The sequence below is a fragment of the Tamaricihabitans halophyticus genome, from assembly GCF_004340875.1.
GTDB classification, from domain to species: Bacteria; Actinomycetota; Actinomycetes; order Mycobacteriales; family Pseudonocardiaceae; genus Tamaricihabitans; species Tamaricihabitans halophyticus.
In genome coordinates this window covers 1-21,451 of the sequence record NZ_SLXQ01000011.1, presented here as the reverse complement: position 1 = coordinate 21,451, position 21,451 = coordinate 1, and the positions used below count along the sequence as shown (strand labels likewise).

Below are 21,451 nucleotides of genomic sequence, written 5' to 3'. Positions count from 1 at the left end.
GCTAGACGTCGATGGCGAGCGTAATGAGCATGGCTAGCCGTTTGCGGGGATCGTCCAGCCGCAAATCGGTGATCTCGTGCATTTTGCGCATCCGGTAGCGCACCGTGTTCGGGTGTACCCGCAATCGTGCGGCGGTAGCCACCAGATCCCCCTGGGTTTCGAGCCAAGCTCGCAAGGTGGTCAGGTATCGGGTGTTGCCTGTTTGGTCGTAACGGCTGAGCTCCGCCAGTGGGCTACGAGTGGGGATGCGCCCCGCCGTCGCGGCGGTGCGCAGTCGTTGCAGCAGAATCTCGTCCCACGATTCGTCGTAGCTGCGCGGCGGTTGCCGGTGATCGGTGGCGTGTAGGGCGAGGCACTCGTCTGCCTCCTGACGACTGTTGGGCAACTGCGTGAGCGTCGCGGGACCGCCAACGCCAGCGGCGACGACCACGTGGTCGGGAAGGCTGGCGATGATCTCGCGTAACCATTCCTGTGCCGGCTCGGGATTACCCGACGTGGGTAGCACCGTGTACACGGTGTTGCCGAACAACGTGCTCCTGCCTGGTCGGGACCAGCCGAAGCCGGTCGTTGCCCGCTCGTAGGCCAGCAGGATCGCGGCGTGTTGCTCACCGTGGGCGTGTGCCTGCAGCGCGATGACCCGGCATTCGCCAGGCGGCAGGCCAAGCTTGCCGAACACCGCGGTCACGTCGGGAGTGCCCTCGAGTAGCTGGATGACCAGTTCGGACTCGACCTGACGCTCGAGATCGGCGCTGACGCGGGAACGAAGCAGGTGCAGGGCTACGGTATCCGCGCTTTCCGTCAAGACTCTGGCGCGTGCTTCGGACAGTGGCGCATCACAGGTGATCCAGAGCGAACCCAGTAGTTCCCTGCCTGCCCGGACGGCGACCGCCATCCGCCCACGCAGGCCGTTTTCCGGTGACGGTGCCACGAACAGTGGCGTGTCCGACGTGGCGAGATGAGCGAATACACCGCGCTGTTCGAACAGTTCACGTACCGGCTCAGGTACCCGTCGACCAAGGATGGTGTCCTGCCGCGCGGTGTCAGTTTCGTGCTGTAGACCGGAGTATGCCAGTACCCGTGACCGGGCGTCCTCAATGGTCACTGGTGCGCCGAGCGCGGCGGCAACCGTGTCCGCCAGCGCGAACAGGTCGCTCGGCCCACGACCGGCCTCCGTCTCCCGACCTTCGAAGACCAGTCCGTAAACGACTTCGGCGATGTGGCTCCAGGACACACCCGGTTCGATAAGCAGGAGCGCGATACCTTCTGGTGCCGCGCTGACCGGTATGTCGGCATGGTCCCGAACAAGTACTACGACAGACTGCGCCCGCGCGGCCAGTGCAACCGCATGAGACAGCTCGGATACGCCGACCGCGAGGAAAGCGTCGGCGATAGCCGGCGCCGGTGCGGTGGGATCGTGCATGGACACGCTGCGTACTTCAATATCGCGTGCCGAAGCGGCACCGATCAGCCGAGCGCCGTAGCCGCCGAGAATGTTGATCAATCGGTCTAGTTTGACCATTGCGCCTTACCTCGTTGCCCCAGCCATTGGCCCACCTGACGCGGCCGTACCAGTCAGACGATTGTTACCTACTCGGTTACGGGCTCGGCGCCCGGCTAGGTCGGATCGCACAAAAGGCGACGGTGTGCATTGTCCGGCCGCGACAAGCCGCACGGTCGCCGGCACCGCCATCCTCGGTGGTGGACGACTGTCCGTAGCTGGAGGTTGGGGATGACTGACGACCACCGTGTTCCGTGCGAAACGGAGCGGTTGGCCGACCGGTTCGATGGTGACGAGCATGCCGAACTGGTGTGGCTTCGTGCCGAGAACGTGTTGCTGCGCACCGAACGGGACATCCTGCTTCAGCTTGCTGGCGAAGCCATGAGCATTCCCATGGCGGGTGATGAGCAGGCACCTCGGCCGGGTTGCCCTCCGATGTAGCGGCCCGTACGGAACCTCCGCGGTGTCGCCAACGTCGTACGTTTCGTGAGGGCTCCCGGATCTCGAGGCATAGCATTGCCTCCCATGAACGCGATCCAGGGCATGTACCCGCTCGAACGTTCGACACCGAGCTTGCAACGCCGAGAGCCGCTACTCGGCGGCTCACCTGCCCCGGCAGGGGCGCTGTTCGTACTGGGTGAGCATGGCGCTTTCGGGAACTGGGGCGACGAATGGGCTCAGGCGCTCTCCCCGCTTATGTCCCGGATATAATCGACCTAGCTTCTGACCCCCTTCGCCGCAGGCATATGGTTTGCGCGATTGATGACTGGTTCGCTCATGGTGAAACCGAGTTCTCGTTTCTGACCGCCGAACCAAACGAGACGTGGCGGACAGTCCGGGAAAACGACTCGTTCCAGGTGAGCGCTAAACACTCCGACGTTGTCGAGGCGGCGTTGAGCGCTCTAGGCGGATGGACAGTCAACCGCCTTTCTTCGACAAACCCCGCGTACGTCGCTCCGTGAGTCAGATGAGAAGTTCTGGCGTCTGGCTACTTTTACTGCGTCCTACCAAGACGTCCTGGAAATAATGACGCCATACCAGCGCAAGTCTCCTCTTCTCCAAGGACTGCACCGCGAGGATCAGATGCACAATGTAGTCGCCACTATCGTGGGGGATCTCATCGCGAAACGTACTGATTCTTGCCTTACGGAACGCTCTTCTTGGCAGGATTCCCTGTGGACACGGGTGGTGGAGCTATTGCGGGGACTTTCTGGCGGCCTGGAGCGTTTGCAACTAGACCGCTGTAACGCCTCCACCTTCGCCCAAGCTGTCCCCGGAGCCGTCGTTGCCGATCACGAGTTGGGCATACTCGTGAAGAAGAACGGAGTCGTGCTGGTAATGGAGTGAGATTCGACCATATCCGTTCGGCATGTCTGCGTGTCTACATGGCTGGGGGGCGACACGGTGCGGGAATGGGCAGGGCACTCGGTTGCCGCGCAGCACCAGGTATACGCCAAGGTTCTTGCTGGGCAAGAGGACAGCGCCCGTCACCGCATCGAGCAGGCGCTCAACTCGCAGCCATGCCGTGGGAATGAACAGAGAACAACTACTGGCATAAGTCGAGTGGCGGCGGCACACAGCGGCACTCCTGCCAATCGGTCCTTCGCTGCGTTTTCGCTGGCGAGGGGACGATTGGACCAGGTCGATGCGAGTGCCCCCGGTGCGATTCGAACGCACACTGGACGGGTTTTGAATCCGTTGCCTCTGCCGGTTGGGCTACGGGGGCAGCTATCGCGTCACTCGCGATCGCACGGCGTCACTGTACGCGATGCCGATTTCGCCACTGATCGGGACCCTCGCCACACTACTGGCGCGCCACCTGCATCGATTCCACCAGGGCAGGTAAGCTGCGGTTTCCAGCTGATCGCTGCCTGGAACACCCATCCGAATACGACATCTGGCAGGAGGAGCCCGGTGACCGAACAGGCTACCGAGGCCGCGCTCGAAGCAACCACGGCTGGAAAGCGGGTGCTCGTCGCCGAGGACGAGGCGTTGATCCGGCTCGACTTGGTCGAGATGCTGCGTGAAGAAGGCTATGAGGTGGTCGGGGAGGCCGGCGACGGCGAGCAGGCCGTCCAGCTCGCCACCGAACTCAACCCCGACCTGGTCATTCTCGACATCAAGATGCCCAAGCTGGACGGCATCGAGGCTGCCTCCGCCATTGCTGGCGAGCGGATCGCCCCGGTCGTCATCCTGACCGCGTTCAGCCAGCGGGAACTGGTGGAACGCGCTCGTGACGCTGGCGCCATGGCCTATCTCGTCAAACCATTCGCGAAGCACGACCTGGTGCCCGCAGTCGAGGTCGCGGTGAGCCGGTTCACCGAGGCACAGGCACTCGAGAAGGAAGTCGCTGGCCTGCAGGAGCAGCTGGCCACCCGTAAGGCGGTCGAGCGTGCCAAAGGCCTGCTGATGAGCAATCAGCAGCTGACCGAGCCCGAAGCGTTCCGGTGGATCCAGCGCACCGCGATGGACCGCCGCACCACCATGCGCGCGGTAGCCGAAGCGGTAGTGGACAGTTTCGACAAGTAACGCAGCACGCCGCCATTCGGCGTAAGCGGAGCTCAGTGGAGCGCCAGCACCGTCACGATGTGGCTACGGCAGGACCGAGCGCCTAGCAACTCTGTGTGACGCAGACTACTTTCAGCGGACGATCTCCGTGCATTCGTCGCCTCGGTGGCGAGCACGGAACCGTCCGGCGACGGGTAGAGCTCGACACGGGGTTACGGGTGATCAATGGACAGCGGTCGATCTGGTTCGCGACGCCTCGCCATTCGGCTACTGCTGCTCCTCGCTATCGGCCTGCTCAGCGCCATCCTTCCGGCCACGTCGGCCGCCGCGCAGGACAGCGAGCAGAACACCGAGTCGGTGGGCGGCACCATCCGAGGGCCCGACACCGAGCCCATCCCCGATATCCAGGTCATGGTCACCAAGAACGGTGCACCCATTGGCGAGGACACCACCGACGCCGAAGGTACCTGGGAGATCCCGCTACCGGAGCCGGGCAGCTACGACGTGGCGATCGATCCGGACTCCCTTCCGGACAGCGCGGTGCCGAGGGAACAGGGCGGTGAACGCCTGACCGACGTCCAGATCACCCCGGGGCAACAGCGGATCGTGATCTTCCCGCTGGTCAACCCCAACGAACAGAGCGACGGCGACGAACAACAAGGCAGCACGCCCACACCGCAGCAGACCGGGCCATCCTTCGGGCAGCGGTTCGCTGACGCGCTGCTCAGCGGGATCGAATACGGCTCGGTCATCGCGATCTGCGCCGTTGGACTGTCCCTGATTTTCGGCACAACCAAGCTGATCAACTTCGCGCACGGTGAGTTGGTCACCATCGGCGCGATGGTGGCCTTCTTCCTGAACGCCGCGGCGGCCGGCCCCGGCATCCAGCTGATCTTCGCGGCGATCCTGGCGGTGGTTGCCGGGGCGCTGCTCGGAGGTTTGCTCGAACGCGGCCTGTGGCGTCCACTGCGTCATCGGGGCACTGGTCGGATCAATCTGTTCATCATCTCGATCGGTTTGTCGCTGTTGCTGCGGCACGTGATCCTGATCATTCACGGCTCCCGGCCCGGTTCCTACACCGACTACAACATCCAGGAACAGCTCGAATTCGGACCGTTCTCCGCGGCGCCTCGCGATCTGAGCATTCTGGCGATCGCGCTGCTCACGCTGGTCGGCGTGGCCACGATGCTGCAGCGGACCAGGATCGGCACGGCGATCCGTGCGGTCTCGGACGATCGCGATCTCGCGGAAACCTCCGGCATCGACGTTTCCAGGGTCGTGCTCACCGTGTGGATCCTCGGCGGAGGGCTTGCCGCACTCGGCGGTGTGCTGTTCGGCTTGGCTGAGGTCGTCGCCTGGGATATGGGTTTCAAACTGCTGTTGCTGATGTTCGCCGCGATCATCCTCGGTGGCCTTGGTAGTGCGTATGGCGCCATGGTCGGCAGTTTCGCGGTTGGCATCGTCGCGCACCTTTCCACCCTGTGGTTTCCGGTCGAGCTGCAGAACGCCTGGGCCCTGCTGGTGCTGATCGTGGTCCTACTGGTGCGACCACAGGGGATTCTCGGCCGCAAGGAACGGGTGGGGTAGCCATGGACTTCGCAGCGATCCTTTCCGCGGCGGTCACCGGAGCGATCGGTCCGGTGGCGGCGGCCTACGCCCTGGCCGCGATCGGTCTGAACATCCATTTCGGATACACCGGGTTGCTCAACTTCGGCCAGGTCGCCTTCATGCTGGTCGGTGCGTACGGCGTGGCGATCTCGGTGTCGGTTTTCGGGCTATCCCTGTGGTTGGGCGTGCTCGTCGGAGTGCTGTGCGCGATCGTGCTCGCCCTGTTGCTCGGGGCACCCACCCTGCGGCTACGTTCGGACTACCTGGCCATCGCCACCATCGCAGCCGGGGAGATACTTCGCCTGTTCTATCGCTCCAGTTACGCGGAACCCTTGACCGGCGGGGTATTCGGGCTGCAGCGCTTCGCCAACGAGTTCTACGAACTGAACCCGTTCCCGGCCGGGGAGTACGGGATCGGGTCAATCACCTTCAGCAACAGGGACTTGTGGGTGATGGTGCTTGGTTGGGGGCTGGTCGCGCTTGCCACGGTGTTCGTCTACTTACTGATCCACAGCCCGTGGGGACGGGTCATCCGATCGATCCGCGAGGACGAGAACGCCGCCCGCAGCCTTGGCAAGAACGTGTACGTGTACAAGTTACAGAGCCTGATCCTCGGCGGGGTCATCGGTTCGTTCGGCGGCATGGTGATGGTGATCAACACGCAGTCCGCCAACCCGGACAGTTTCGATCCGGTAGTCACCTTCTTCGTGTACACCCTGCTCGTCCTCGGCGGAGCCGGCCGGATCGCCGGGCCGCTGCTCGGCGCGGTCGTGTTCTGGTTCGTCGTCGTGTTCTTCGACGCGCTGCTGCGCCAAGCCATCGCGGCCGGCTACATATCCTCGGACATTATCGGCGCTCCGCAGGCCGGCGCGGTGCGGTTCGCGCTCGTGGGGTTGGGTTTGCTGCTATTGATGGTTTTCCGACCACAAGGCATTCTCGGCCGCAAGGAAGAGATGGTGCTCAATGGTCGATGAATCAACCGCCACACTGTCCAATGTGGCCGCCGAGCCAGGCGCGAGCAAACCCGATCCGATCCTCGCCGCCGATGGCGTGCGCCGCTCCTTTGGCGGACTCAACGCCGTGGACGTGGACCATCTCGAGCTACAGCGTGGCGCGATCACCGCGCTGATCGGCCCAAACGGTGCCGGAAAGACCACGCTGTTCAACGTGCTGACCGGATTCGACCGGCCGAGTGCCGGTAACTGGTCCTTCGCCGGAACCGAACTTCGCGGCATGGCCGCGCATCGCGTCGCCCGGTTGGGCATGGTGCGGACCTTCCAGCTCACCAAAGCGCTCGCCCGGCTGACCGTACTGGAGAATCTTCAGCTCGCCGCCACGAATCAGCGCGGCGAGGGTATGTTCGCTTCGCTGGTTCGCCCCCTCTGGCGTGGCCAGGAGAACCGTTACCGGGAACTGGCCGACGAGCTGCTCGCTCGATTTCGCCTTGACCATCTGCGCGAGGCGCACGCCGGAACCCTGTCCGGCGGGCAGCGCAAGCTACTCGAGCTGGCCAGGGCACTGATGACACGTCCCAGGATGTTGATGCTCGATGAGCCCATGGCGGGGGTCAACCCCGCGCTCGCGCAATCACTACTGGAACACATCACGTCACTGCGCGACGAGGGGATGACGGTGTGTTTCGTCGAACACGACATGGACATGGTGATGACGACAAGCGACTGGGTGGTCTGCCTTGCCGAGGGGTCGGTGATCGCCGAAGGGCCACCGCGTGCCATCGGAGCCAATCCCGCGGTGATCGACGCGTATCTCGGTAAACACCATGACGAACCGTCGAGTCCGGAGCAACCATCATGACGCCGCACGAAGACTCCAGCGCCGATGCCACCGCCGCGCCACCACTGCTCGTCGCCGACAAGCTCGTCGCCGGATACGTGCCGGAGGTGAACGTGCTGGACTCCTGCGGGCTACGGCTCGCGGAATCCGAGCTGGTCGGGGTGATCGGGCCGAACGGCGCGGGAAAATCAACGCTGGTGAAGGCGATGGTCGGACTGGTCCGGGTCCGGTCGGGAACCGTCCAGCTACGCGGTATGGATATCACCAACGTCGCCGCGCACAAGCTGGTGGCCAAGGGGATTGGTTATGTTCCGCAGCGCGACAACGTGTTTCCGGCACTGACGGTCGAGGAAAACCTGCGCATGGGTACCTACCTTCGGCCCAAGGAATTCGACCGACGGTTCGCGCATGTCGCCGAGCTGTTCGGCAGGCTGGCGGACCGCCGAAAGCAGCGCGCCGGTTCGATGTCCGGTGGTGAGCGGCAGATGCTCGCGATGGGACGCGTGCTGATGGCCGAGCCGGACGTGCTGCTCCTCGACGAGCCGTCGGCTGGACTCTCGCCGGCTTTTCAGGATCAGGTGTTCGAGCAGATCCGGCGGATCAACGCGGCGGGCGTGTCCATCGTGATGGTCGAGCAGAATGCCCGACGCTGCTTGCAGATCTGTGATCGTGGCTACGTGCTCGACCAGGGGAGCAACGCGTACACCGGCCAGGGTGCCCAGCTACTTGCCGACCCTAAGGTCGTCGAATACTACCTGGGCACCCTGGCACGGGTTCGCTGACAGCCAGCCGTACCGCTACGCACAGTCACCGCAAGATCTCTCAAGGGTGCGGTGACCGGGCGTGGCTACCGACTCGCTCACTGTCGTATTCTCTTCAGGCTGCGGTTGATCAGTTCTGCAGTTTGCTCTGCTCGGTGCCGACCGTTTCGAGTTTGCCCTGGTCGTTGTACGTGTAGACCTCAATCGATGCCTGGCCAGGCTCGCCGGCGTCCACGAAGTCGAGCGGCCCGCTCACACCGTCGTAGTCGATGTCCTTGCCATCGGCGATCAACTGCTTGCATTCCTCGAACGAACCGCATTTCTCGCCGTCCTTGGTGACGCTCACGATCTCGGGAGCGAACTCCCGCGGGTCATCGGATTTCGCCTGTTCGGCGGCCAGCGCGATGATGTTCACGCAGTCGAACACCTGCGGCGCGAATTGCAGCTCCGCGAGATCCGGTGCGAACTTTTGCAGACCCGAGACGAATTCCTCGTTGTCCACAGAGGCCGGTGCGGTGCCTTTCATCCCGGACAGCCGGCCAGGATCATCCTTGGAGACCAGCGAGGCGAGGTCGGTGTTGCGAAGTCCGTCAGCGCCGTAGACGCCGATCTTGTCCGGACCGAGGTCGGCTTCGAGCATGCCCTGCAGGATCTGGGTGCCTTCCTCGAAGCCGATCACCGCGACAGCGTCGGGATTGGTGTTGCTGATCTTCTGGATTACCGGGGCGAAGTTCGTCGACTTGGGGTCGTAGGTTTCCGCGAGGGCCACCGTGGCCCCGCTGTCTTCCAGGCTCTTCTTGGTCGCGTCCATCAGGCCACGGCCGTAGTCGTCAGCTCTGGCGACCAGTGCGACGTTCGAGCGACCGTCGCCGATGATGGTGTTCGCCAACACCGGTCCCTGTAGAACATCACTTGGCGCCGTCCGGAAGTAGTAGCCCCCGTCGTCGTAGTCGGTAAACGTCGGCGCGGTGTTCGAGCCGGAACACTGAGCGACCTGCGCGCCGGTGATCTTGTCGATGATCGCCAGCGACATACCGGACGCCGCGGCCCCGATGATCGCGTCCACGCCCGCGCCAAGCACCTGATCGGCCGACTGTGTCGCGACGGCTTCCTGCGCGGCCTCGTCCCGGCCAACGACGTCCGGAATCGGCTTCTCGAGTACTCCGCCCGCGTCATTGATCTGGCTGACCGCGTAATTCAACGCCTCAACCTGCGGCGGTCCGAGATAAGCCAGCTCACCGGTCTCCGGCAGTACATAGCCAAACTCGAGGACGCCATTGCCTTTCGCGGCGTCCGCCTGTTGCCCCGCCCCGCCGTTGCCGCCGTCGTCACCGCCCTCGTCGCCGCCGCAGGCAGCGAGCATCAGGGCGGTAATGGCTACGGTCGCCGCCGTTCGTAGTCCCGTGGAGAATCGCACGCCAGCCTCCGGTTGTTCGGTTGTTACCCGGCCTCGGTGCGGGTCCCCGACGCCACGCGACCCGAGGATCACCTGGACGACCCGTGCTACCCGATGTGATCGCAAAGAGTAAATGCCCTCACTCCACCGTGGGAGATGTAGGACACAATTGCGATCGAGCCGCAACCTGGGTGGCGCCGTGCGGCGCGCGACACGTCGCTGCTCAGCCCGGCGGCTTATCCCGAACGATGCAGGTCAGCCGGGCAGTGCAGGTCCGCCGACCAGCGGAATCGGTGATCACGATTTCCACCGTGGCCGTGGACCGGCCGACGTGCACGGGCGTGGCCACCCCGGTGACCTCGCCCTCGAGTGCCGCCCGGTGGTGCGTGCAGGTCAGTTCGAGCCCCATCGTCGCGCGATCCAGACCAACGGATAGCGCGGCCGACATTGAGCCCAAGGTTTCGGCCAGCACCGCGTTCGCGCCGCCATGCAGTAGCCCATACGGCTGACGGTTCCCGGCCACTGGCATGGTGCCAACCACCCGATCCGGGGTCGTGTCGGTGATCTTGATACCCATTCGGTCGGCTAGCTGCTCGGCGGCCGCATCCGGAGCGAAGCCGGGCAGGTCATCCGGGTTTGCTCCGCCGATGTCGGCTGGCGGTTGCGACGAGGTCACGACTTACCTCCGTAGCGGTGTCGCCGCGCTCGGTCGCGGACTGGTCACGCCGATGCGGCACTGTCGGCTCCTCACCTTAGACTCGCCGGCGTGAACGCCACCGCACCGACTCCAGCCGAACAGACCAGCGGGCAGCATCGGTTGCTGCTGCTGGACGGCCATTCGCTCGCCTACCGCGCGTTCTTCGCGCTGCCCGCGGAGAACTTCCGCACCACCACGGGGCATGTCACCAACGCGGTGTACGGCTTCACCTCGATGTTGATCAACTTACTGCGCGATGAGCAGCCGACGCATATCGCGGTCGCCTTTGACGTGTCGCGCAAGACGTTCCGCAGCGCGACCTACGCCGAGTACAAGGCGAACAGGTCGACCACACCGGACGAGTTCAAGGGCCAAGTGAGTCTGATCCAGGACGTCCTAGCCGCGCTTGGTATCACCGCGCTGAGCAAGGACGACTACGAGGCCGATGACATCATCGCCACGTTGACCACGCAGGCGCGCGAACTCGATTACGCGGTATCCATCTGCACTGGGGATCGCGACGCCCTGCAGCTGGTCACCGACGACGTAACCGTGCTGTACCCCAAGAAGGGCGTGTCCGACCTCGCCCGATTCACCCCGGACGCGGTGCAGGAGAAGTACGGGCTGACGCCGGCGCAGTACCCCGATTTCGCGGCGCTGCGTGGCGATCCCTCGGACAACCTGCCCGGCATCCCCGGTGTTGGAGAGAAGACGGCGGCGAAGTGGGTACGGGAGTTCGGCTCACTCGCCGAGCTGGTCGACCGGGTGGATCAGGTGAAAGGCAAGACCGGGGACGCGCTGCGCGCGCATCTGGATGCCGTGATGCTGAACCGTCAGCTGACCGAGCTGGTCAGGGAAGTTCCGCTGGAGGTCGCGCCGGACGCGCTCGAGGTGCGTAACTGGGACCGGGACGCGATTCACCGGCTCTTCGATGACCTCGAGTTTCGCGTGCTGCGCGATCGGCTGTTCGCCACACTCGGCACGGCCGAACCCGAGGCGGACAGCGGATTCGAGGTCAGTGGCGGGCCACTGCAACCAGGCGAGCTCGGGGCATGGCTGGCCGAACACGGCGCGGAACCGCTCGGTATCTCGCTGCGCTGTATCGGCGTCGTCGGCAACGCCGACGTCGAGTCGATCACGCTGGCCAACACGGCGGGGGTCGGCACCCACATCACCGTGCGCACGCTGACCGAAGCGGATGAACGTGCCCTCGCCGAGTGGCTGGCCGACCCGGCTAGGGCAAAGGTCGGCCACGATCTCAAGCTCGGTCTGCACGCGGTGCGGGCGCGTGGTTGGCGGTTCGCCGGGCTGCGGATGGATACCGCGCTCGCCGCCTACCTCGTCCGGCCAGGGCAACGTTCGTTCGCGTTGGACGACCTAGCCGTCCGGTACCTACACAAGGAGCTGCGCTCGGAAGCCGAGGAATCCGGTGACGGGCAGCTCTCGCTGTTGGACGCCGAACCAGACGAAGCGGCCGAGCTGGCACGGCTCGCGGACGCCGAACTGGTTCGCGCCCGCGCGATCGCGGAACTGGCCGAGGCACTGGCCGCCGCGCTCGAGGAGATCGGTTCGGCGGCGCTACTTGCGGAGATCGAACTGCCGCTGCTGCAAGTAATAGCCGAGCTCGAATCGGCGGGCATCGCGGTGGACGTCGACGAGCTGAGCGCGCTCGAGGCGCACTATGCCGGGCGAGTCAAACAGGCCGAACAGGAGGCCTACGCCGTCATCGGCAAGGAGATCAACCTCGGTTCGCCGAAGCAGCTCCAGGTGGTGCTCTTTGACGAGCTGGGCATGCCAAAGACCAAGCGCACCAAGACCGGGTACACCACCGACGCGGAGGCCCTGCAGCAGCTGTATGGCCAGACCGAGCACCCGTTCCTGCGGCATCTGCTGGAGCACCGGGACGCCACCCGTCTGAAGTCCACAGTAGATGGACTGATCAAATCGGTAGCCGCGGACGGCAGGGTGCACACCACACTGCACCAGACCATCGCCGCCACCGGTCGGCTTTCCTCGACTGACCCCAACCTGCAGAACATTCCGATTCGGACAGAGGAGGGGCGGCGCATCCGAGAGGCCTTCGTGGTTGGCGAAGGCTACACGGAGCTGATGACAGCCGACTACAGCCAGATCGAGATGCGCATCATGGCCCATCTGTCTGGGGACGAAGGCTTGATCGAAGCCTTCAACTCCGGCGAGGACCTGCATACCTATGTGGGCTCGCGGGCGTTCAACGTGCCACCGGACGAGGTGACCGCCGAACTGCGTCATCGGGTCAAGGCGATGTCCTACGGGCTGGCTTACGGGCTGTCCACCTACGGTCTCGCGCAGCAGCTGCGCATTTCCAATGACGAGGCCAAGGAGCAGATGGACGCCTACTTCGCGCGGTTCGGCGCCGTCCGGGACTACTTGCACGCGGTCGTCGACCAGGCTCGTAAGGACGGCTACACCTCCACGATCTTCGGTCGCCGGCGGTATCTCCCGGATCTGACCAGTGACAACCGGCAGCGCAGGGAAATGGCCGAGCGCATGGCGCTGAACGCGCCCATTCAGGGCAGCGCCGCGGACATCATCAAGGTGGCCATGCTCGGCGTACACCGCCAGCTCGTGGCGGCCGGCGCGCGCAGCAGGATCCTGTTGCAGGTACACGACGAACTCGTCCTCGAGGTCTCCGAGGGGGAGCGGGAGACGGTGGAGGCGGTGGTTCGCGAACAGATGGGTTCCGCATACCAGCTTGCCGTGCCGTTGGAGGTGTCCGTCGGGTTCGGGCGTAGCTGGGATGACGCGGCCCACTGATGGCGGACCCCATTGATGCCTTTTACCAGGTGCTGCACCAGCGGCGCGATGTGCGTGCCGAGTTCACCGGCGAACCAGTGGACGGGGCGGTGCTGCGCCGAATGCTCGAGGCGGCGCATGCCGCGCCGAGCGTGGGCATGTCGCAGCCATGGGACTTCATCCTGGTGCGCGACCGGGGTCTGCGGTCGGAGTTCCGGGAACATGTCCGGTCCTGTGGGCAGCGCTTCGCGGCCGAGCTCGAAGGGGAGCGGGCGAGTACCTTCGCACGGGTCAAGATCGAGGGAATCCTCGAGTCGAGCCTGTCAGTCGTGGTGACCTATGACGCCAGCAGGGGCGGACCGGCCGTGCTCGGACGGCACACCATCGCCGATACCGGGCTCTATTCGGTATGCCTGGCAATCCAGAATCTCTGGTTGGCGGCGACCGCGGAAGGGTTCGGCGTTGGCTGGGTGAGCTTCTTCGAGGAAGCGTTCCTGCGCGAGCTGCTTGGCATACCAGACCAGGTGCGGCCGGTGGCCTGGCTGTGCCTTGGTCCGGTGACGCAGCTGCAGGAGAAGCCAGACCTGGAGCGGCACGGCTGGCGTAGCCGTACTCCGGTGGAATCGGTACTGCATTACGACCGGTTTGGCCACCCGGAGACCACCGTTCCCGGCGCCGAGTAGCGCGCCACGAGCGAATAGCCATCGATCGGCGGGGGCGCACCGGTTGCACCGGTGAGTAACGTGGATCACATGCCCAAACGTGCGCTGATTCTGAGTGGTTCCGGAATGTTGACGCGATGCGCGGAGCTGCTCGTCGCGGACGGTTGGCGGGTTGTGCTACCGAGCAGGCGGTACTGTCCCCTTCCGGTGCGACCCAGTCGGCCAAGGGAGTCGACCGCGCCGGCGGGCAAAGCCCTGTGGGTGGAGGCGAGCTGGGCGGAGCCGCGCCGACTCGCGGATGGTGCGGCCAGGGCGCTCGACGGCCCTGCTGATCTACTGATCGCCTGGTTACACGCGATCTACCGGGACGCGGTCCTGGATGCCGTGGCACCGTTACTCGCAGACGATGCGCCGGTGGTGGAAGTGTATGGCTGTGACTCTGGCGATCCCGCGGACGCGGTCCCCGAGCAGTGGTTCCCGGCTCGTCCCAGCCAACGTGTGCAATTGTTGTTCGCCGCCCAGGGCGCGGCCGTTCGTGGACTGACGCATGCCGAAGTGACCGATGGGGTAGCCGCCGCGGTGCGGCGGGCAGTTGCCGAGCTGCCCTCCTCGGTGCATCAGATCGGGGAGCGACAGCAGTCGGCCGCGATGGCGTGATCCTACGGCGACGTCACGGGGATAGCCGCCGTCATGCCAGGGCACCACGCAGGCCACTGATCAGAACCATGATCCCGTCGCGTACCTCTGCCCGCGTGCGATCCGGCTGAAAGACCCGCCAATCCAAGGCGATGACCAGTACGGTGCCGAACAGGGCGGCGGATGCGGTGGCCGGATCAACCGAGTCGGGAATCCGGCCGAGGCGAACACTGTGCTGGACCTGATCCTTGATGATCGACACGACATCGGCTCGTAGCAATGCCAAGGTGGCATGCCACTGCCCAGGTGTCCGCCACAGCTCGCCGACGAGCAATTGGGCGAAACTGGGGAACTCCTCGATAAAGCCAAGCATTGCATCCACAATGGACTCAATCGCGTGCTCGGCGTCCCCCGCGCCGTGCCGGAGCCGGTCGGCAAGTAGCGCGACGCCATAGCGCAACAACGCTTCAATGAGCGCGTCCTTGCTGCCGAAGTTGTAGTAGACGGTGCCTTTCGCTACGCCCGCGCGTGTGGCGATCTCGTCGACGGTGACCGTGCCGAGCCCCCGGGTGCCGATCAGGTCAAGCGTGGCCTCGAAAAGCTTGCGCTTGGTTGCGGCGGTACGTTCGGTGGACGATGTCGTCATAGCACCAGTTCCGGTTTGAGTTTGCTCGGTGTCCATACTCGTTGGCGGTAGGCCGCGGCCGTGGTCAGTGCCAGCGCGCCGATCAGATAGGCGATCAGCACCGCGATATCGCCGCCAATATCCATGCTCGCCCCCGCGTACAACGTGTGCCGTAGCCCATGTACGACGTAGCCCATCGGCAACACCTGGTGCAATGGTTGCAGGGCGTCGGGGATGGTCTGCCACGGGAACGTGCCGCCGGCGCTGACCAGCTGCAGGATCAGGATCAGCAGACCGAGGAACTTGCCTACCGCGCCGAGTGCGGCATTCAGCGCGTGCAGGATCGCGGTAAACGCAAGCGAGGCGAGCGCAAGCACGCCGAGTGCCTGGATGGGATGCGCCGGGGTGATGCCGACGAGCCAGACGACCACCGCGAACATCACGACTACCTGGCAGAGCCCGAGGAGCGCGGCGGGGAACCAGCCGGCGAGTGCCACCCGCCAGGCAGGCTGACCGGCGGCGAGCGCGCGACTGGACAGCGGCCGCAGTAAGAGGAAAAGCACGAACGCGCCGATCCAGGCGGCAAGCGAGAGGAAGAAGGGCGCGAGTCCGGCACCGTAACTGCCGGCGCTGGCTTGACCGGTGGTCTGCACGCCGACCGGATCACCGATGGTGTTCGCGGTGTCCTCGCGAGTTTGCTCATCCGGATTCGGGATCTCCTTGAGGCCGTCACGCAACCCATTACGTAGCTCGGTACTACCGTCGTGCAGGTCTCCCGCGCCGGTGTCCAACTTGCGGGCGCCGGCAAGTAGCTCATCGGCGCCGGAACTGGCGGTACTGATGCCGTTGGTGAGTTCGGGGGCGGAACCAGCGAGTTGGTCGGCGCCGCTGGATACCTGCTCCGCGCCGTTGGCGAGGGTGCGTAGCTGGCCGGCGGTGTCCTGCACCTTCCCGTTGGCCTCGGCGATCGGCGTGTGCAACTGACCGAGCTCAGTGAGCACCTGCTGCACGTCGGCCTCGGCGACTCCGGCCGCGCGCAACCGCTCCGCGATCCGGTCCGGCATCCCGTCCAGCCGGTTCACGAGTTGCTGGGTGGTGCCCGCGAGTTCATTGCCCGCTTGTGCCACCCGCTCGTTGCCAGCGGCTACCTGGCGTGCCCCTTCGGCCAGCCGCTCGCTCTGTCCCGGGAGGTCGGCCGTCTTGTCTTGCAGGGTCTGTAGACCGCCGGCCAGCCGTTCGCTACCGCCGAGCAAGTCGGTGGTGCCCTGGCTCAGTTTTCCCGCGCCCTTGGTGAGTTCGACAGCTCCCTGACTCGCCTTGCTGACTTGTTGGTGGATCGTGCCGAAACCAGCAAGAAACTGGTCGGCCGCCTGGGTGCCCACCTCGCTCGCGACCGATTTGCGGATCTCGCTGCCCAGCTTGTCGGCGATCGTTCCGGCAAGGTAGTTATTCGCGTCGTTGGTGGTTAACTGCAGGGTTCCGGTACGCGGCTGGAAATCGGCCGAGGAGTACAGGGCCGCGGTGAAGTCGCGGGGCACGGTCAGCGCGAACGTGTACTGACCCTCGCGTACCCCGATCTGCGCTTCGGACTCGGAGACCCGGTGCCATTCGAAAGCGCCGGATTCGATCAGCTGATCGGCGATGCGCTGGCCAGCATTGGTGTGTTCGCCGTCAGCGCCGTCGGCGCCGCGATCGGCGACGACCAGTGCCGCGGGTACCCGATCCAGTCGGTCGTAGGGGTCCGCGTTCGCGTACAGATACAACGCGCCGTACAGCAGGGGCACCAGGATCAGCGCGAGCACGGCCAGCTTCGGCAACCTGCCCGCGGTAATCCGGCGGAACTCGTTACGGGCGAGTCGGAGAGTGTTCATCGGGAGTCGCTTTCCGCGTCAGCTGGAACGCCCGTCGCGGTGGTCCTGGATGCGTCGGTGAGCCGCAGGTCGGTTGGCTCGGGTTGCGCGGTGGAGCCGATTCGCGCGGCGGGAAACGGCAGCAGCGCGGCCGTGTTCGGCCGGCACAGTACGATGAACGCGAATCCATGCCGCGCATGTCGTAGTGCCAGCGGTAGCCAGCCAGCTGGCTCGGACAGGTGCCGATCAGGTTGGTCGAGTACGAGTACTCGGGTGCTCGCGCGGGCGGTGACAAGCTCAACGAGCGCACTGATCCGGACGCTTGCGGGCAGGTTGTCCATCCGGGTATCGGCATGTTCGGTCAGCTGCTGGTTGACCAACCAGCGCGTGACGGCGCGGCGTCCGGCGGCGGTGCGCGCGTGTGCCAGCTCTTCAGCGACGACATCGCGTAGTCGCAGCCCGTCATCCGGTTCACTGACACCGGGCGCGTCAATCAGCGCGACCCGCGTACGCAGCGCTCGGTGATCCGGGGCGGCGTGTGGCGTGGCCCGCCAACCAGCAACGCCGCTGCCTGGCGAGAGTCGTCCCGCGAGCACCAGCCCCAGCGCGGTATGGCCGGTATCGCCGCTGACGATCGCCACCTCGCCCGTGCTGACCTCGAGCGAGGTCGCGGTAAGCAGTGGCCCGTGCGCGCCCTGTACGGACGCCCGTTCCACGCTGATCCGCATCGCCGCCTCCTTGAACTGACCAGTCAGTCTAAAGACTGCTACTGGTTCGCTGAACAAGCAAGTCGATTGAGAGGTAGGTCGCTCGATCGAGTGAGTGCGAGATCTAGCGCAGCGCGCTGGCCGGTCGCGCTTCCCAGATTGTCCACAGTGGACGATAGTGTTGCTGCGGCCAGAACACCGAGGACAATGGATTGGCGAGGTTGTAATAGAGGTAGCTGCCGCGCACGCCGCGACGTTGCAGATCGATGTGTGCTTGCGCCATGAGTCGTCGGCCGACGCCGCCGCCCCGGACGTCCGGGTGAGTGGACACCGTGTTGACGTGTCCCCAGCGTCCCCTTGGCAGGATGGCTTCGAAGTCGATAGTGGACACGGTGCAGTCAGCGATGCCGACGGGCACCCCGTCCCGTTCGGCCAGCCACACTGGCTCCTCACGTTCCAGGCGATGCCGGTAATGGTCCCGTTTGAGTTCCGCGGCGTTCGCGCGCACGGTGCTCGGCCCGACCAGCGCGGAGTAGTGCAGCTCGATCATCGTCAGGTCGACGACGGCGGCAAGGTCATCCGGTTCGGCCAGGCGTACGGTCACCGGGGACGGGTCGGGCTCCGGTGCTGGTTCCGTCCGGATCGCCAACACCGACAGGGGCACCATGCCATGGTCGAGCAGCGCCCTTGCGGCGGCGATGTCCCTGCTCGGCCAGGTGATGACGCAGGCGGTATCGCCCTGCGTCTCCGGGGTCCGGTCCAGCCGGCCACGCCAGGCGCGCAGTAACGCATCCATGCCGCGCCGCCCGGTGTCGCCAGTCAATGGGTGCAGCTCCCAGACCCGGCGCGCCGACCACAGGCTGCTGAGCTGATGCTCGTCATGGGTGCTGTGCAGCAACAAGCCGGCCACCCGACGGCCGTCGTCGAGTGCCGCGGTGAGTACGTCTCCCTCGGGCGGCGCGGGCGCGCCGGGCAACAGCGCGTCCAGGGATGCGAACCGGTGCGCTTGAGCCTCGAGAAGGGCCCTGGCACCGTTGCTCATCACCGCACGGTAGCGCAGAAAATCGCGGTACCGGGAAAGAGCTTGCCGCGCAGGGGGCTCCACTGGCCCCAGATCCGGGTATGGCCGGCCGGCCACTCCGGCTCGATGAGGTCCACCAGCCGCAGGCCGGATTCGTGCAGGGCGCGGACGTAGTCGCCAAGGGTTCGGTGGTGTTCCACGTAGGTCGCTCTGCCCTCGGCGTCCACCTCGACGTATGGCGTGCGGTCGAAGTACGACACGGCTGCGGTCAATCCGGTTGGTCCTGGATCATCGGGAAAGATCCAGCGCATCGGATGGGTGACCGCGAAAACCCAGCGCCCGCCGGGACGCAGTACCCGAGCGATCTCGGCGAAGGTCCGCTCCAGCCGTGCGACGAACGGGATCGCGCCGAAAGCCGAGCAGGCGAGGTCGAAGCTGTCCGTGCCGAATGGCAGCTGCTCGGCGGTTGCCCGAATCAGCGGAACGGCGAGTCCAGTCTCGATATTGCCGGCGTGCGCATGTCGGAGCATGCCGGCGGAGAGATCGAGTCCGACGGCTCTGGCGCCATGGTCGGCCAACCATCGGGCACAGGATCCGGAACCGCAGCCGACCTCGAGAACATCCCTGCCGTCGACCGGGCCGAGCAGCCCGGCCTCCGTCTCCGTGAGTCCCTCCGGGCACCAGACGAAGTCGGCGGCGCCGAGGAATGCGCCATGGGTGGCTTGGTAATCATCCGCGTCCGCGTCCCACCACGCGGCCGTCGCGCGTGTGGTTTCCGCGGCGGAGACGTCGCGGGTGGCCGGGCCGACCGTGCCAAGGTGCAGTTCGGCGCCGTGGTGCGGGTTATCCGAGGCATGCGGGTCAGCCACGTCGGGTGGACACCGTCTTTCGTACTCGACTGTTCTGGGATTGGCGGGTTGGCTGTGCAGGGCGTCATGCGGCCGTGACCACGACCCCGGGTTTGCCTACTGATCACCTGGGCGCGTACGATACCGCCCGCGCAGTGGGTTACGCGTCGGCCTGGTTCGGTATACTGGTGGCTTGTTCACCAAATGCCGAGAGTTTCGGCTCGCGTACCGGCGGCATCGGCAGCGATCTCAGCGATCCTCGCGAATTTTCGCCACCGTTGTCGGCGTGTGTCGGCAGCCTCGACGGCCTCGGTAACCCACGGTGCACAGATACACAACTGCCAACTAAGCCAATCCGTACCGGAGCCACCTACCCAATGCCCACCGACACCACCGCTGTCCCGACTGCGCCCGCGCAGACCATCCAACAGGTCGCCATCAATGACGTCGGGACGGAGGAGGATTTCCTCGCCGCCATCGACAAGACCATCAAGTACTTCAACGACGGAGATATCGTTGAGGGCACTATCGTCAAGGTCGATCGCGACGAAGTGCTGCTAGACATCGGCTACAAGACCGAGGGTGTCATCCCCTCGCGGGAACTGTCGATCAAGCACGATGTGGATCCGGCTGAGGTTGTCGAAGTCGGCGACGAGGTCGAAGCCCTCGTTCTGCAGAAGGAGGACAAAGAAGGCCGCCTGATCCTGTCCAAGAAGCGTGCTCAGTACGAGCGCGCCTGGGGCACCATCGAGGCGCTCAAGGAGGCCGACGAGCCGGTCCGCGGGACCGTGATCGAGGTCGTCAAGGGCGGTCTGATCCTGGACATCGGGCTGCGTGGCTTCCTGCCCGCCTCGCTTGTCGAAATGCGCAGGGTTCGCGATCTGCAGCCGTATGTCGGCCGCGAGCTCGAGGCCAAGATCATCGAGCTGGACAAGAACCGCAACAACGTGGTGCTTTCCCGGCGCGCTTGGCTGGAGCAGACCCAGTCCGAGGTGCGCAGCGAGTTCCTCAACCAGCTGCAGAAGGGCCAGGTCCGCAAGGGCGTCGTGTCCTCGATCGTCAACTTCGGTGCCTTCGTGGACCTCGGTGGCGTGGACGGTCTGGTGCACGTGTCCGAGCTGTCCTGGAAGCACATCGACCACCCGTCCGAGGTTGTCGAGGTTGGCCAGGAAGTCACGGTCGAGGTGCTCGAGGTCGACATGGACCGGGAGCGCGTCTCGCTGTCGCTGAAGGCCACCCAGGAAGACCCGTGGCGGCAGTTCGCCCGCACCCACGCGATCGGTCAGATCGTGCCGGGCAAGGTCACCAAGCTGGTGCCGTTCGGCGCGTTCGTTCGGGTCGACGAGGGCATCGAGGGTCTGGTGCACATCTCCGAGCTGGCCGAGCGCCACGTGGAGATCCCGGAGCAGGTCGTCCAGGTCGGCGGGGATGTCATGGTCAAGGTCATCGACATCGACCTCGAGCGTCGGCGGATTTCGCTCTCGCTCAAGCAAGCCAACGAGGGCTTCACTCCGGACTCGGAGTTCGACCCGACGCAGTACGGGATGGCCGCCGAGTACGACAACGAGGGCAACTACATCTACCCCGAGGGCTTCGACCCCGACACGCAGGAGTGGCAGGAAGGCTACGACAAGCAGCGTGAGGAGTGGGAGCGCCAGTACGGGGAGGCGCACGCTCGCTACGAGCAGCACATGAAGCAGGTTGCCAAGGCGGCCGAGGCGGACGCCGAGGCTGCCGCGCAGGCGGGCGAGTCCGCTGCCGAGGAAGGTGGCGAGGGCGAGCAGAACTACGCCTCCAGTGCCGGTGTGGCGGACGCCGCGCAGAGCACGGGCGGTTCGCTGGCCAGCGATGAGCAGCTCGCGGCTCTGCGGGAGAAGCTCTCCGGCGGTCTCTGATCGGCAGACCCGTTCAGCCGGGTACCCGGCTGAACGGGATCACCGCGACATACACGAAACGCCCGACCGGGAAGAGGCGGGTTCACATGATCGTCGCAACACTCTCGATGAGAGGTTGCGGCGATCATGTCGTTTCAGGAGGACTGTGCCCGGTTCGGTGATCAGCTGGT

The 21,451-nt window shown here is 65.2% G+C and carries 19 protein-coding genes and 1 tRNA gene; 11 read left to right on the top strand and 9 right to left on the bottom strand.

The features are described 5' to 3' along the window. Window position 1 precedes the first annotated feature (1 nt). Window positions 2-1,519 carry a PucR family transcriptional regulator gene (locus tag EV191_RS21535; RefSeq protein ID WP_132878961.1) on the bottom strand — a complete coding sequence of 506 codons (1,518 nt, stop codon included), beginning with the start codon at window positions 1,517-1,519 and terminating at the stop codon, window positions 2-4. Between the two features lie 210 nt (window positions 1,520-1,729). Here EV191_RS21535 and EV191_RS21530 point away from each other — a divergent pair, with 210 nt between their 5' ends. Beyond that, complete coding sequence (locus EV191_RS21530) at window positions 1,730-1,939, top strand: hypothetical protein (protein WP_132878960.1); 210 nt, start codon at window positions 1,730-1,732, stop codon at window positions 1,937-1,939. Between the two features lie 84 nt (window positions 1,940-2,023). Further along, window positions 2,024-2,209 carry a hypothetical protein gene (locus tag EV191_RS21525; protein WP_132878959.1) on the top strand — a complete coding sequence of 62 codons (186 nt, stop codon included), beginning with the start codon at window positions 2,024-2,026 and terminating at the stop codon, window positions 2,207-2,209. A 941-nt stretch (window positions 2,210-3,150) separates the two neighbouring features. Here the strand turns inward: EV191_RS21525 and EV191_RS21520 are convergent. Then, window positions 3,151-3,224, bottom strand: a tRNA-Leu gene (locus tag EV191_RS21520). Window positions 3,225-3,412: 188 nt separating this feature from the next. Between EV191_RS21520 and EV191_RS21515 the strand changes: the two genes are divergently transcribed. The 5 genes from EV191_RS21515 to EV191_RS21495 all read left to right on the top strand — a co-directional run bounded on the left by EV191_RS21515 (window position 3,413) and on the right by EV191_RS21495 (window position 8,190). Next, the gene (locus EV191_RS21515) at window positions 3,413-4,027 is read left to right on the top strand and encodes an ANTAR domain-containing response regulator (protein ID WP_132878958.1); all 615 of its coding nucleotides are present in this window, start codon (window positions 3,413-3,415) and stop codon (window positions 4,025-4,027) included. A gap of 204 nt (window positions 4,028-4,231) precedes the next feature. Next, on the top strand, window positions 4,232-5,593 hold the full coding sequence (locus EV191_RS21510; RefSeq protein ID WP_243659122.1) for a branched-chain amino acid ABC transporter permease: 1,362 nt from the start codon (window positions 4,232-4,234) through the stop codon (window positions 5,591-5,593). 2 nt (window positions 5,594-5,595) lie between these two features. Continuing rightward, window positions 5,596-6,588 (top strand): branched-chain amino acid ABC transporter permease, encoded by a 993-nt coding sequence (locus EV191_RS21505; protein ID WP_132878957.1) that lies wholly within the window; start codon window positions 5,596-5,598, stop codon window positions 6,586-6,588. Next, complete coding sequence (locus EV191_RS21500; protein ID WP_132878956.1) at window positions 6,578-7,429, top strand: ABC transporter ATP-binding protein; 852 nt, start codon at window positions 6,578-6,580, stop codon at window positions 7,427-7,429. Before EV191_RS21505 ends, EV191_RS21500 begins: the two co-directional genes overlap by 11 nt. Then, on the top strand, window positions 7,426-8,190 hold the full coding sequence (locus EV191_RS21495) for an ABC transporter ATP-binding protein (RefSeq protein ID WP_132878955.1): 765 nt from the start codon (window positions 7,426-7,428) through the stop codon (window positions 8,188-8,190). The genes EV191_RS21500 and EV191_RS21495 overlap by 4 nt, the downstream gene beginning before the upstream one ends. 109 nt (window positions 8,191-8,299) lie before the next feature. Here EV191_RS21495 and EV191_RS21490 read toward each other — a convergent pair whose 3' ends face one another. Together EV191_RS21490 and EV191_RS21485 are read right to left on the bottom strand one after the other, a co-directional pair. Beyond that, a complete protein-coding gene (locus tag EV191_RS21490) occupies window positions 8,300-9,586 on the bottom strand; it encodes an ABC transporter substrate-binding protein (RefSeq protein WP_424565490.1) in 1,287 nt (428 codons plus the stop codon). 202 nt (window positions 9,587-9,788) lie between these two features. Continuing rightward, entirely contained in the window at window positions 9,789-10,214 is a 426-nt protein-coding gene (locus EV191_RS21485; protein ID WP_243659139.1) for a PaaI family thioesterase, read from the bottom strand. Window positions 10,215-10,331: 117 nt separating this feature from the next. On the opposite strand from EV191_RS21485, the gene polA reads away from it, so the two are divergent. The 3 genes from polA to EV191_RS21470 all read left to right on the top strand — a co-directional run bounded on the left by polA (window position 10,332) and on the right by EV191_RS21470 (window position 14,356). Next, a complete protein-coding gene (gene polA, locus EV191_RS21480) occupies window positions 10,332-13,058 on the top strand; it encodes a DNA polymerase I (RefSeq protein ID WP_132878954.1) in 2,727 nt (908 codons plus the stop codon). Next, complete coding sequence (gene bluB, locus EV191_RS21475; RefSeq protein ID WP_132878953.1) at window positions 13,058-13,720, top strand: 5,6-dimethylbenzimidazole synthase; 663 nt, start codon at window positions 13,058-13,060, stop codon at window positions 13,718-13,720. The genes polA and bluB overlap by 1 nt, the downstream gene beginning before the upstream one ends. Before the next feature lie 69 nt (window positions 13,721-13,789). After that, window positions 13,790-14,356 carry a Rossmann-fold NAD(P)-binding domain-containing protein gene (locus EV191_RS21470; RefSeq protein ID WP_243659121.1) on the top strand — a complete coding sequence of 189 codons (567 nt, stop codon included), beginning with the start codon at window positions 13,790-13,792 and terminating at the stop codon, window positions 14,354-14,356. Window positions 14,357-14,387: 31 nt separating this feature from the next. Here EV191_RS21470 and EV191_RS21465 read toward each other — a convergent pair whose 3' ends face one another. The 5 genes from EV191_RS21465 to EV191_RS21445 form a co-directional block, all read right to left on the bottom strand. Beyond that, complete coding sequence (locus tag EV191_RS21465) at window positions 14,388-14,981, bottom strand: TetR/AcrR family transcriptional regulator (RefSeq protein WP_243659120.1); 594 nt, start codon at window positions 14,979-14,981, stop codon at window positions 14,388-14,390. Continuing rightward, on the bottom strand, window positions 14,978-16,831 hold the full coding sequence (locus EV191_RS21460) for a YhgE/Pip family protein (RefSeq protein WP_132878951.1): 1,854 nt from the start codon (window positions 16,829-16,831) through the stop codon (window positions 14,978-14,980). Before EV191_RS21460 ends, EV191_RS21465 begins: the two co-directional genes overlap by 4 nt. Continuing rightward, window positions 16,828-17,538: an ABC transporter ATP-binding protein gene (locus EV191_RS21455; protein WP_132878950.1), complete on the bottom strand. Its 711-nt coding sequence runs from the start codon at window positions 17,536-17,538 to the stop codon at window positions 16,828-16,830. The genes EV191_RS21460 and EV191_RS21455 overlap by 4 nt, the downstream gene beginning before the upstream one ends. Window positions 17,539-17,641: 103 nt before the next feature. Then, window positions 17,642-18,559: a GNAT family N-acetyltransferase gene (locus EV191_RS21450; RefSeq protein WP_132878949.1), complete on the bottom strand. Its 918-nt coding sequence runs from the start codon at window positions 18,557-18,559 to the stop codon at window positions 17,642-17,644. After that, window positions 18,559-19,407 (bottom strand): class I SAM-dependent methyltransferase, encoded by an 849-nt coding sequence (locus EV191_RS21445; protein ID WP_132878948.1) that lies wholly within the window; start codon window positions 19,405-19,407, stop codon window positions 18,559-18,561. The genes EV191_RS21450 and EV191_RS21445 overlap by 1 nt, the downstream gene beginning before the upstream one ends. A 356-nt stretch (window positions 19,408-19,763) precedes the next feature. On the opposite strand from EV191_RS21445, the gene rpsA reads away from it, so the two are divergent. Beyond that, window positions 19,764-21,281 (top strand): 30S ribosomal protein S1, encoded by a 1,518-nt coding sequence (gene rpsA, locus EV191_RS21440; RefSeq protein ID WP_132878947.1) that lies wholly within the window; start codon window positions 19,764-19,766, stop codon window positions 21,279-21,281. Window positions 21,282-21,451 lie beyond the last annotated feature (170 nt).

Coding starts and splice junctions, on each gene's coding strand:
- EV191_RS21495 (WP_132878955.1), top strand. CDS start 7,426: ATGACGCCGCACGAAGACTCCAGCGCCGATGCCACCGCCGCGCCACCA.
- EV191_RS21460 (WP_132878951.1), bottom strand. CDS start 16,831: ATGAACACTCTCCGACTCGCCCGTAACGAGTTCCGCCGGATTACCGCG.
- EV191_RS21465 (WP_243659120.1), bottom strand. CDS start 14,981: ATGACGACATCGTCCACCGAACGTACCGCCGCAACCAAGCGCAAGCTT.
- EV191_RS21450 (WP_132878949.1), bottom strand. CDS start 18,559: ATGAGCAACGGTGCCAGGGCCCTTCTCGAGGCTCAAGCGCACCGGTTC.
- EV191_RS21455 (WP_132878950.1), bottom strand. CDS start 17,538: ATGCGGATCAGCGTGGAACGGGCGTCCGTACAGGGCGCGCACGGGCCA.
- EV191_RS21470 (WP_243659121.1), top strand. CDS start 13,790: ATGCCCAAACGTGCGCTGATTCTGAGTGGTTCCGGAATGTTGACGCGA.
- EV191_RS21505 (WP_132878957.1), top strand. CDS start 5,596: ATGGACTTCGCAGCGATCCTTTCCGCGGCGGTCACCGGAGCGATCGGT.
- EV191_RS21500 (WP_132878956.1), top strand. CDS start 6,578: ATGGTCGATGAATCAACCGCCACACTGTCCAATGTGGCCGCCGAGCCA.
- bluB (WP_132878953.1), top strand. CDS start 13,058: ATGGCGGACCCCATTGATGCCTTTTACCAGGTGCTGCACCAGCGGCGC.
- EV191_RS21510 (WP_243659122.1), top strand. CDS start 4,232: ATGGACAGCGGTCGATCTGGTTCGCGACGCCTCGCCATTCGGCTACTG.
- EV191_RS21535 (WP_132878961.1), bottom strand. CDS start 1,519: ATGGTCAAACTAGACCGATTGATCAACATTCTCGGCGGCTACGGCGCT.
- rpsA (WP_132878947.1), top strand. CDS start 19,764: ATGCCCACCGACACCACCGCTGTCCCGACTGCGCCCGCGCAGACCATC.
- EV191_RS21530 (WP_132878960.1), top strand. CDS start 1,730: ATGACTGACGACCACCGTGTTCCGTGCGAAACGGAGCGGTTGGCCGAC.
- EV191_RS21525 (WP_132878959.1), top strand. CDS start 2,024: ATGAACGCGATCCAGGGCATGTACCCGCTCGAACGTTCGACACCGAGC.